The organism is Methanosarcina flavescens (assembly GCF_001304615.2).
Classification (GTDB): Archaea; Halobacteriota; Methanosarcinia; order Methanosarcinales; family Methanosarcinaceae; genus Methanosarcina; species Methanosarcina flavescens.
The window spans coordinates 570,813-582,849 of sequence record NZ_CP032683.1; the positions used below are offsets into that span (position 1 = coordinate 570,813).

The 12,037-nt window shown below is 38.8% G+C and carries 7 protein-coding genes; 3 read left to right on the top strand and 4 right to left on the bottom strand.

Annotated elements, in window-relative coordinates; translation table 11 throughout:
• Positions 1-309: 309 nt before the first annotated feature.
• From AOB57_RS02505 to AOB57_RS02520, 4 genes are all read right to left on the bottom strand, one after another.
• Positions 310-600 carry a hypothetical protein gene (locus AOB57_RS02505; RefSeq protein WP_054298492.1) on the bottom strand — a complete coding sequence of 97 codons (291 nt, stop codon included), beginning with the start codon at positions 598-600 and terminating at the stop codon, positions 310-312.
• Between the two features lie 381 nt (positions 601-981).
• Complete coding sequence (locus tag AOB57_RS02510; RefSeq protein ID WP_054298493.1) at positions 982-1,224, bottom strand: hypothetical protein; 243 nt, start codon at positions 1,222-1,224, stop codon at positions 982-984.
• Positions 1,225-1,951: 727 nt separating this feature from the next.
• The gene (locus AOB57_RS02515) at positions 1,952-2,974 is read right to left on the bottom strand and encodes a CUB domain-containing protein (protein ID WP_054298494.1); all 1,023 of its coding nucleotides are present in this window, start codon (positions 2,972-2,974) and stop codon (positions 1,952-1,954) included.
• An 812-nt stretch (positions 2,975-3,786) separates the two neighbouring features.
• On the bottom strand, positions 3,787-4,803 hold the full coding sequence (locus AOB57_RS02520) for a hypothetical protein (RefSeq protein WP_054298495.1): 1,017 nt from the start codon (positions 4,801-4,803) through the stop codon (positions 3,787-3,789).
• Positions 4,804-5,662: 859 nt separating this feature from the next.
• On the opposite strand from AOB57_RS02520, the gene AOB57_RS02525 reads away from it, so the two are divergent.
• The 3 genes from AOB57_RS02525 to AOB57_RS02535 all read left to right on the top strand — a co-directional run bounded on the left by AOB57_RS02525 (position 5,663) and on the right by AOB57_RS02535 (position 12,032).
• Positions 5,663-8,506 (top strand): M1 family metallopeptidase, encoded by a 2,844-nt coding sequence (locus AOB57_RS02525; protein ID WP_054298496.1) that lies wholly within the window; start codon positions 5,663-5,665, stop codon positions 8,504-8,506.
• A gap of 411 nt (positions 8,507-8,917) precedes the next feature.
• A complete protein-coding gene (locus AOB57_RS02530; protein WP_054298497.1) occupies positions 8,918-11,452 on the top strand; it encodes a cation-translocating P-type ATPase in 2,535 nt (844 codons plus the stop codon).
• A 223-nt stretch (positions 11,453-11,675) separates the two neighbouring features.
• Complete coding sequence (locus AOB57_RS02535; RefSeq protein WP_054298498.1) at positions 11,676-12,032, top strand: DUF1622 domain-containing protein; 357 nt, start codon at positions 11,676-11,678, stop codon at positions 12,030-12,032.
• The last annotated feature ends 5 nt before the right edge of the window (positions 12,033-12,037 follow it).

Consider the following 12,037-nt stretch of genomic DNA (forward strand, 5'->3'; position numbering starts at 1 on the left):
TTTATACTGTTGAGGAATGATTAAAGAAATAAAACAGATGGCTGTGGCTTTTAGACAGCAAATTAATGAGATATAACTGTAGAATAATGATACATAGGTTATAGAATAATTTTAAAATAATCTTAAAATAATCCTAAAGTATCCTGAAGTAATCTTAAAATAGCGTTACAATACTCATCGAATCTTATATAGAAGAAAAAATATAAATCTTAAAATAGCGTGAGAGTGGGAAGGATTTTTCAAGCAGCTTTTCGGTTAATGTTTAGATCCGTTTTTAAATTATACTTCGCGCGACCATATTCTGGCAGGTTAGAATCTGATATCTTTGAGAAGAGCCAGCTTTTTCTTCCAGTGGTCAAGCCCTCGCTTTGCCGCATACCATTCAAAATATTTGTCATCATAGATAAGTTCGCCTGCTTCGAATTTTTTAATGAATTCGGAGGAAACAAGATCGTACTGATCCTCAAATTCATCACAGATCATGGAGTAGCGATCTATTTTGTATTTTGCAAGGTGCTTCTCATGTTCCAGAGCCGAGCGAATAACCTCGCTTGCTTCCTGAAGCGAGTAATCGGAATCAATCTGCAAAATAAAATCCATGTTTATCCCTTAAAAGAGTTATTGATGGTACTAAAAAATAATCCTATATCTCTTTTTCTATTTGTAAATCAAAGATTTCTCTCCTGCCCGAAGAACTCAGTTATTTCTTTTTTTCAACGCCGGGACTTATTTGCTCCTTATGTTTCCACAGACTAATAACTTTCTACATCAAAGGAGGTAAAATCACATTAAAAGGTTTGTATTAATTTCTACTAAACTGAAATCAACTAATAGCAAATAACAGAAAAGAATAGCAAAGGATTGACATGCCTAAAAAGAAGGAGAAAATCAAAAAAGATTAAAGAAATAGAAAAAGGAAAAAAATTAAAGCAGATAGCTTCTGTAGGAGGTGTGGAGCTTTAAATCAAAGCCACACAGTCATCAGTTCTCGGCTGCTACAACGGGAATTTTCCCGGAATTCTCAAGGTTCTTGTAAATGAACGCTGAAGTGTATGCAAGCAGCATGAATTTAAAGCCCTGGGCAAAGTCCAGCTCTACAAACTTTAATATCATGTATACGAAGAACGCAAACTGTATCGCACACAGAACCATTCCGGCTAATGTGAGCATTTTCTGATGGCTGCTACTATCACTACTATCTGAATCGTCGGATTCTTCTGACATTTTGTTTCAAACCTCGCAAATAAAGGTGCTAAAAGTACTCTTTATTTCGCTCGTTTTTCTGTTGTTTTAGCTCTCTATTTTGTTTTAATTTGTTTTTGTGTTTTTTCATCAGGTTTTACTGCTATCAGCTTCAAACTGCTCAAAATTAAATAGGGTCCCCCGCAAGAGCATAAAGGCTGGCTTTCACGGAACTCCTAAAATGAGATAAAAAGCTGAAAATTTCAATGGATGCATCTGAAGGTTTAGTCCATCATTGATCCTCTGGTGTAGCATTATTTGAAAAAACACTCTCCAAATTAGAGACTTTTATACAGTACTATTATTTGTTGGGGATGATATATATAGTTTGCGAAGTAGGAGGGGGGATTGAGGATGTGATAGTGAATTTTAGGTTGCGGGTTTGGGATGTATATTAATTGCTGAGATATGATAAGATAATAGAACACTGGCTTTTCCTATAATAAGGAGCTATCTTTAATGCCGAGAGCCTTAAAATGCATAAGGTTCAAACTTTCAGATAGGGGAGAGTTTTGAGAGTAAATTCTATTTCAGTAAAATACCCCCAGCGAGCTGCGAGGATGAAAAATTCCCCATAATACACAGGGAAATTACACAATATTTATCCTTCTACTTTGCTATGAAGCTTTATAGGGACAAACAATATTACTTTTGTTTATCTTATGGAATCTATAACAGAGGCGCGAGAGTATTTTTGATTGCTAGACAATCAGTTGCTTTCCAATTTTTTATCTTCTGAGTTTTCATTGTCTGATTTTTTATCTTTCCATCTTTTCATAAGTCCGCCTATAGATACAAGCAAAGTACCTCCTATTCCGCTAAAAACCCATTGTATATTTCTATACATCCATGATTGGTTATCCTCTTCTTCTAAGATATTCAAAGTAACTGCAATCTCTACACTCACATTATGAAAACGATCCATGTATTTTTGTAAGTCATCAGAATCTTCTCCAGAATTATGCCCAACTTTTTCAGTAGTAGGATCCAATGTTTTTGCAGATTCAGTAAAAACAGTTGTTATGTTTTTATCATTTTTAATTTCGCCTTTATCAATTTTGAAACCATAAGCAGTCCCCGAGTTACCTGTTATAAGTTTAACTTTTAATGTATCTCCTGTGTACCATTTTGTCCAGAAATCATTACCTGACTGAAAACGACTATAGGTCACAAGTTCATTGTCATACTTATCATAAAGAATGAGTTTATCGTAGGTGTCAGCAAGATTAAGGCTTTCAAAGTGGATTCGTATCTGAGTGGCACCAGGCTTGCTTATATCAGGCCATTTATATACAAAGTTGTTCGCATAAGGATGATACGACTCGGGTAAAGAGCTATTAGATATGCACATATCTGATCTGCCCTCTACCTCGTCAATTTTAAACCCGTATGCAGTCCCCGAGTTACCTGTTATAAGTTTAACTTTTAATGTATCCCCTACATACCATTCTGTCCAGAAGTCTGCTTTTGTGATGCCAGAATAGGTTACAAGATCATTTCCATACTTATCTAAAATAGTTAACTTATCGTACCTACCAATATCTAAATCTGAAAAATGAAGCCTTATTTCAGTCGCACCAGGCTCGCTTATATTAGACCATGTATATTCAAAGTTGTTTGAATAAGGATGCTTAGACTCGGCTAAAGATTCAGATGATGCTGCAGGCATACACGCGAGAACTACAAATAAAAAACAACATAAAACAACTCTAAAAATATTTAATTTAGACATATTTACACTCTTTTCAATTTCATAAATTTTATTACTTTAAAGGCGCACTTGCAGAAAGAGAGAAAAAAACGAGTAAACAATTTGCGAAAAAGTTATCCCTCGTTAAAAATTTACACCTCACTGTTGTTGCTTTCTCATTTCAAGTATATGATTCCTGAAACCCGAGTATACGATTGGGTAGAATACCCGTGACTTTCAATAGGATGTGACATTCCAATTGAAATTTAAGAAAAATTTGGAAATAACACAAGTAAACTGATAGAAAACCATTCAAGATTGAATGTCTTCTAATAACGATATTTTTGAGGGTATGAAGTGACACATATAATAATTTTTCGAAAAAATTGGAGAAATATTATCTTTTTTATATTAGAATATATCTATTCTGATAAATTTTATAAATAAACATAAATATTATGACAAAAAGGAAAATAAATGAATTTAAGTGAGTAACAAAAATCTTCTAATCACTGTATAATGTAGATATGAATATCCATCTTCAGACTATTCCTTTTTGTCTTCCATTTCTACCTAATTACATAACTTATAATTTTACTTAGTGCTTCTTTATGAAGAATAGTCTTTGTAAACATCACCTGAATTCTGGGGAACTTACTATTAACGCTTACACATAGATATGAAATTTAATGCTCATAATGATAGAAAAAATATCAAGTTCCTGCTCATGGTAAGGACAGAAGGCTATAAAAATCGAAGTCAGACTGCATCTTTTTTGAAATAAAAGGAATGTGATCTGCACCCAGCGTAGAGTTTTATGAAGAAAACTGGAGTTACACATCCCCTGTATCAACTTAAAGATCTCGTCTTTTCAATGCATAGAAAGATAAAAGCCCTATAAGCGCTATAAATGACCCAAATCCCGAAATTTCAGTGGGAGTAGACTGTGAGCCGGATAATGCCCCTTCGTTAACTTTTATTGGTAGATTGAGTGTGTAATACTCTGCATTTTCAGGATCATCTACAAAATAGTAGATTACTTTGCCAGTGACATCAAAGTTTCCTACCTGATTGGATTTAATCCTTACTTCAATATCTTTTCCCTGTCCAGGCTCAAGTTCATAAGTAGTTGTATACTGACCAGCTCCAGACAGAACAAACTCAGAGGATGTTACACTCATTCCCGAAGGTGGAAGAAGGATTACCTGGACGTGCATTGTCGGTTTTGTGATCAAATTTACAGCAGAAAGTTTGAGTAAAATATCTTCTCCCAAGGTAACATCTGTCTTTTCGCCATACAATTGCACGCTAGCAGAGAATTCCCCATTATCTGTGGGTTCTTTTGTTTGTGGGTAAATGGGCTTATCTATAGGTGATTTCGGAAAATCAAAGTTGGGGAGCTCTTTAGTTGAAGGTGATTTCGGAAAATCAAGTTTGGGGAGATCTTTAGTTGAAGGTGATTTCGGAAAATCAAGTTTGGGGAGATCTTTAGTTGAAGGTGATTTCGGAAAATCAAAGTTGGGGAGCTCTTTAGTTGAAGGTGATTTCGGAAAATCAAGGTTGGGGAGCTCTTTAGTTGAAGGTGATTTCGGAAAATCAAGTTTGGGGAGATCTTTAGTTGAAGGTGATTTCGGAATATCAAGGTTGGGGAGCTCTTTAGTTGAAGGTGATTTCGGAAAATCAAGGTTGGGGAGCTCTTTAGTTGAAGGTGATTTCGGACTCCATGTAGGTATATCTGTGGTTTCTGAAGTGTTAGGATCTATAGTCTCTATATTCCCTAAGGTTCCTGTTTCCGTATAGTCAGATGTTTCTGTTTCGTTGCTGTAATAATCCGAATCTGTTGAATATTCAGATGAGGCACACGCGCTCATAACACACCCCGTTAAAAAACAGCCTGTTAAGAGATATATAGTTGAAATTTTTAAAACTTTTAGTATACTTCTTTCAGACATCCTTCCACCTTATATGAAGCTTTTCAATCATCAAAACATATCTATCGATAACGACTTGATGGAACCAATGGGCTAACAAATAACTGACAAATAATGAAAAACAATGTTAACAGTCTTCGAGCCAAGAAGATAGTTATAGGAGTTTGTCTATTTATTTTATAAAAGGCAAATATAATGTATATAGATAAATTATATTGATAAAATTTTTGATCTTAACTTTAGCATTAATTTTATTGCAATGTCCTAATATATTAATGCAAAATATTTTCGAGATGAGAAGATCTTCAGATCAAATTAAAAAAGTATTATCCTTCGACCCTTAAAGACTAGCTCAAAATTCAAACTACAAACACGATTGGTTAATGGATAATACTAACTTTAAAATCCAAACTTTCATTTTTCCAGAATCAAGGTATATGTCCACCTTAGAACTGATTATATTCCTAAAACTTACATATCAGGTAAAACTAATCCATTAAAGGTTAACTGTCCCCAAATTATAGAATATTTTTTGTTTGATTACAATTCATTTTTGCATATTGCCTAAGTATAGAAACTGATTTCGTTATAAGACATTGCGTTATCTTTTTATTTTCAGCTTAGTGAAATTTCAGAAATCATCTAAATTTCAATCATGTAAAAATATGCCAGAGTTAAATTATTGAAGAAACTTTTAATTGTGTATAATAAGAAATAAGTTCTCTTCTCAAAAACTACACCTTTAAATCTCATCCCTCCCTTCTCTATCCCAAGTATAACTTTATTCGGTGATCCCTTTATGAAGAACAGGCTTTACAAGTATTATCCGGAGGATTTCGGGGAACTTACGGTTGATGTTTTGCATATGGATCTTGTATTTGACGTTTATGATGACAGGACAAATGTGAAATCCATGCTCAGGGTGAGAACAAAGGATGCCCCTATTGAAAAGCTGGAATTGAACTGCAGAGATCTTGAGATTCGGGCTGTGAGCTGCATACAGTGTGAGGTTTCTTACAGGTACCGGAAAGATGATGCGATTCTTGAGATTAATTTCAGAGAAGAGATTCCGCCGCATACTGAGGTTGCGATTGTCACGGATACGGTTTGCAGACCAACAAAGCATATTCTTGAGGGGCTGTACTATGACGAGACGCCGGCAGGGGCCCCTCCACAGCAGATCACGCAGTGCCAGCAGTGGGGGTTCCAGAGGATTGTGCCGTGCATTGATGATATGACTGCAAAATGCACGTATACCACTACCATTATTGCGGATTCGCGGTATACGAACCTGATTACAAATGGGGACGTCGTGGTTGAGAGGCATACAATAAAGCCTGGGCGGGACAAGATCGTTTATGACAACTCAGTCACGCCGATGGCACCTTATCTCTTTTTCCTTGGGGTTGGGACTTATGCGACATTTAAGAGAGAATTCGAGTATCCTGACGGAAGGACTTTCATGCTGGAACTGCTCGTGCCGCCGGCGTCCGAGGCATCCGCTGCCGAAAAAGCACTTGATATTCTGCACGATGCGGTTATGTGGGTTTACCTTTTCACAGGGCCCGAGCAGTTCGATGAGGAAAAACTGCCTGTCAGGAAGGAGATCTGGGAGCTTGTCCGCAGGCGGGAGAAGATGAAATATGAAACAAAGCCCGAAACTACGCTGGAAGAACTTGAAATGCTCAGGTACAGGCTTGCCGAGCTTGACGCAACCATCACTCCCGGGTACAGGTACACAGGCACGGTATACAGGGAAATCGGGATGCAGAACTCGGACTTCGGGGGCATGGAAAATGTCGGGAATACCACAATTACCACAAATAAGATAATGCCTTTCCCTCAGATGGTTGACTCTGCTTTTGAATATATGGTAAAGGTAAAGGTGCACGAATATCATCACAACCAGAACGGGTCCGAGGTCACGGGAAGAAGCCCGTTTGAGATCTGGCTGAATGAAGCTGTGACCGTGCATGTCGAAGAGCAGTTTCACGCCTTTTTCTTTGGCGAGGATTACCAGAGGCTTGATAGGGTGCTTGAGCTGCTTGCGCCTGTGTCTGGGACATTTGCCCTGGATTCTGGAGCGGCTTCCATGCCGATCATTCCTGAAGGCTTCAACGACCCTAACGACTTGATTACCGCAGTTACTTATGTAAAAGCCCCAGAATATGTGCGGATGGTTGAAACCCTTATAGGAAAGGATACATTTGTCAGAGGTCTTGACAGGTACTTTAAAAAGTTCCAGCACTCCAATGCAAGCACTCAGGACTGGATCGAAGCTATGGAAGAAGAAAGCGGGCAGCCTTTAAAGGAAATGTCCGAGACCTGGCTGAGGCAGACAAAGTTTCCTGTAGTCGAGGTTTCAGCCGAATATAACCGGGGTGAGCGGAAATTCAAATTCTTCCTCAAACAGAGGGTCCCCGCCGGCGCAAAACCCTGGGAATTCCCGTTCAGGGCAGCCCTTGTGGACGAAAACGGGAATGACCTTGCTGAGATCCTCGAACGAGTAAGCGGGGAAACTGCCGAGCTTACAATTGAGAATGTGGATATGCCAGCCTTCCTTTCCCTTAACAGGGGCTATTCTTTCTACGGGAAGCTCATATACAGGGCGAGCCAGGACGAACTTCTGATGCAGGTTAGAAAGGATAGGGATACCATAGGCAGATTTATGGCTTTTTACACCCTGGTTGACAGAGAAAAGCTCAGGTTACTTAAGAATCCAAGATCGAGACCCTCTGAGGAATTTATCGAGCTATACTACAGGCTCCTGAATGACCGGCAGCTTCTTGAAAAAGCCGGTGGACAGTTCCTGACCATTTTTGAATCCGTAGAAGATGAAGAATTTGCCCACAGGTATCAGGCACTTTATGATGTAAAGCAATCCCTTCTGAAAGCAATTGCCTGGAAGTACAAGAACTCCGTGATTTCAGCCTACCGTTACTTTGAAAGTGGCTCAACTCCCATGGATTCTACGCTTGAAGAGACCGCCAGGGCAATCAAATACAGGCAGGCTAAAAATATCTGTCTTAGCATCCTTGCAACTCTTGATACTCCGGATATTCATGCCATGATAAAGCAGCAGTTTGAAACTGCAACCTGTGCAACGGACCGGCTGAGCGCATTCTCTGCGTACATGGACAGTTCGGCACCTGACAAGGTTGAGATACTGAGAGCCTTTGAAGCAGAATCAAAGAAAAATCTTGTTGCCTGGGAAACTTTCCTTTCCGCAATAGGAAGCAACAGTAGCATTGACGCCGTGGAGCTCGTAAGGGAAATGGAAAGGTCAGATGCTTTCAGGATAGAGCAGGCAAATGATCAGCGAGCCCTTTACGGCAGCTTTGCCCGTAACCGGAAAAAATCACTCCAGACCGAAGAAGGCAGGGCTCTCTTTGCAGAGATCCTTAGAAAGCTTGCTCCTGTAAACGAGTACACTACAGTCAACCTGCTCAATGCCTTTGCAAACATAGACCTGATGGAAACAAAATACCATATTCCACTGGTAAAAATTCTGGCAGACCTCCTCGGAGAACTTGATCCCCAAAAATATCCGAGCGTGTACAATAGAATCCGAAAACTCCTGCTCGGAGCTCCGAAAGCTGTAAAAACCTACAATATAGAGCACGGAGAAATTCCGGGTCTGTAACCAGAGATTAATAAGAAAGAGGAACTATACTGGACTTATTAAGATAGAGTAATTATAATGGACTTGTTAAGAAAGAGTAACTATACTGCACCTGCTCGCTCCGGAGATAAATCCGGAGCAAGTTTTTATCGAATCCTAGTTAAATTTTCAAGTTTTTCTAATTATTAATACTCAAACACTATTTTGCAGTCAGGAAAATGGTGACTTTAGTACCATGATTATGCAAAATGCTTAATGTAGGGTATAAGCTAACCCTCTTTTTATTACTTCGGGAATGCGGAGGGTTACGAGCATCCTCCCCATCAGGTCAAGAGTAAGTAAATCTGGATTATTCTTTTTGTTCGTTTTACAACTAAATTCGACAGCATTGGTCTTTATATCACCTTATCTGTACTGTAACATGGGGAGTGTATGACAGATTTATCGAAATGGTGGGCTGGCTCAATTTCAGATCTTGTAAATTTTTACAAGACTGACATAAGAACTGGTCTCTCAGAAAAGCAGGTTCAAAAAAATGCTGAGAGATTTGGTAAAAATACATTTGCCGAACTCAAACCTGCCAGTGCTTTTTTTCTTCTTATTGAAGGAATGAAATCGCCCATGATGCTGCTGCTTCTTTCTATAGCCGCCCTCTCCTTTATATTCTCCAGGTTTTTAGAAGCCGCTGTAATGGTTTTTGTCGTCATAGCTTACATTCTCATAGAATTGATTAATAAAGCAAGAACTGATCGTGCTCTCAAACAGCTAAAAGCACTGGCACAGCCAACATCAACCGTTATCAGAGCAGGAAATAAACTGGAGATTGCATCATCTGAGCTTGTAGCTGGGGATCTGATTGTCTTATCCCCAGGAGTTCGTGTTCCTGCTGATGGTCGAATTATTGAAAGCAAAGGCCTGGTTGTTGATGAATCCACGCTAACAGGTGAATCAACTCCATTGAGGAAAGATACTGAATCTGAGGTTCCGGAAGAAGCGCCACTTACAGAGAGAACTAACTCCGTATTTTCAGGCACTATCGTCCTTGACGGTGAAGGAACTGTACTTGTTACTGCTGTTGGAGAGAAAAGTGAATTTGGCAAAATCGCAAGAGAAGTGCAGATAACAGAAAAAGAAAACACCTATCTCCAAATTGCCATGATAAATCTGGCAAAAATGCTAGCAGTTGTTGCAGTTGCAGTTAGTCTTATTATACCTGGCATAGGAGTATTGAGAGGTCAGGATTTTCAGCAAATGGTAATTACCTGGTTAGCTTTGACATTCCTGATGGTCCCAGGGCAACCTCCAATTATAATTACAATGGCACTTGCACTGGCTTCCTTTGAACTTGCAAAAGAAAACGTTATAACAAAACGTTTGAGAGGCACGGAAACACTTGGTTTTGTAACTGTGGTCGTAACAGATAAAACAGGGACAGTTACAGAAAATAAAATATGCCTTAAGAAATTTATTTCTGCTGAAGGAGATAAATTAGAACTATCACTAGAGCAATCTGACGTGAGAGAAAAAATACTTCTGTCGCTTCCAGAACATTCAAAAGACCCAACAGACGAAGCAGTTCTGGAAGCACTTGGAAAGATTCAGGGTAAAAAATTCCCTCCCGACATATTCACTGGTTTTGCCAAGGGCCAGCCCTGGCGTGTACTTGTATACAAAAAAGATAATGGCTTTCTCCACGCAATAGCAGGAAAACCTGAGATACTTATTAACAGCTCAAACCTTTCCGAAAGAGAAAAGGAAAAATTGCTTGAGATTTTAGAAAAAGAAACTGCTGCTGGCGAACGTGTAGTTGCTTATGCTGTGCGTATTTTAGATAAACCAGAAACTGACAAGCTAAAAGATCTTGATTTCGTTGCTCTTGCAGTATTGACAGATCCAATCCGGGAAGGCGTGAAAGAAGCCATAGCTTCGCTTGAGATGGCTGGAGTAAAAACGGTTATTGTTACCGGAGATCACCCCGGTACTGCTAAAGCAATCGCAGAAAAAATAGGATTAAGAGGAGAAGTAGTAACTGGCGATCAGATCGAGAGCCTGGAAGACGAAGAGCTTGTGGAGGTGGTAAAGAAAACTGGAGTATTTGCACGAGTTGCTCCACTCCAGAAGCTTCGGCTGATAAAGGCCTTACAGGCCAATGGGGAAAAAGTTGCTATGATTGGGGACGGCATAAATGATGCCGCCGCAATAAAATCAGCTAATGTGGGCATAGCGATGGGAAAAGTAGGTACTGACCTGGCAAAAGAAAGTGCCGATCTTGTATTAACTGATGACAATTATATTCACATTCCAGATGCAATAGCAAACGGCAGGAAATCCCTGGACAATTTCCAGAAAGGGATTACATATTATCTTACTGCTAAAGCAATACTGCTTTCAATTTTCCTGATTCCTCTAATACTTGGAATTCCTTTTCCTCTTAATCCAATTCATATAATTATAGTTGAGCTGCTGATGGATCTTGCTTCTTCAACTATATTTGTTACTGAGCAGAAAGAACCTGATTTATTACAACGTATGCCAGAAAATATTCAAGAGCATTTGAAATCAACCATATTGAAGAAAATATTTGTAAATGGTATCGGACTGGCATCAGGAATAACTGTTCTTTATATTTTTTTATATTACCATACAGGTGACCTTGTCCTTGCACAGACTGCAGCGTTCTCAACCTGGTTACTTGGACATATCTGCCTTGCACTAAATATGAAGCAAAGGCAGCTTCCTCTCCTGAAACAGGGTATTTTTTCAAATCGTTTTGCGTCATTATGGCTTGCCGGAATGATTGTGCTTACCAAAGCAATGACAAATATCCCCACGTTTTTCCCTTATTTGAAGACTACCTTTCTTCCTCTATGGGTGTGGGAAATTATTCTGATTGTGGTAATAGTCACTACTTTCTGGATAGAGATTAGGAAAATTTTCAGATTTTACATTGCAAAAACGAATTTTTAACGTAACAAAATTCATAGAATAATCTTTGAAGCTAAACCTTTTGAGATAAAGCAAATATTATATCAGGATCATACTGAAACACGTGAAATAAAAACTGGCTGGGGAGATTTTCCGAAACATATTATGCAATGGACTAAAAGTCTTGGTTTTAAGAAGTCTTAATTTTTAAGACATCATCTATTTAGGGAGTTTGTTGTGGGGCTGGAATTTTGGAAGGGGAAGTATGGTAGTGGAATTTCTTGTCTTAGTTCTGGAGATCTTTGTGCAGTACTTCGAGATTGTTAGCGCGCTCATTATAATATATGGGGGACTAAGGACTATGTATAAAATCTTATATATAGAAGTTTTTAAAAGACCTGGAAGTTACCAGAGAGTAAGGCGAGAATTTACAGACAGGATAATCCTGGGACTCGAGCTCCTGATTATTGCAGATTTGCTTGAAACCCTTAGAAGGCACTCATTAGAAGATCTCCTGCTGGTAGGGGCTGTTGTATTAGTTCGGATCCTTCTTAGCCATTTTCTCAGTAGAGAGGAAGAGAATATAACTTTGATTGAAGATGAACCTTCAGAAGTAGTGTGAGAGGT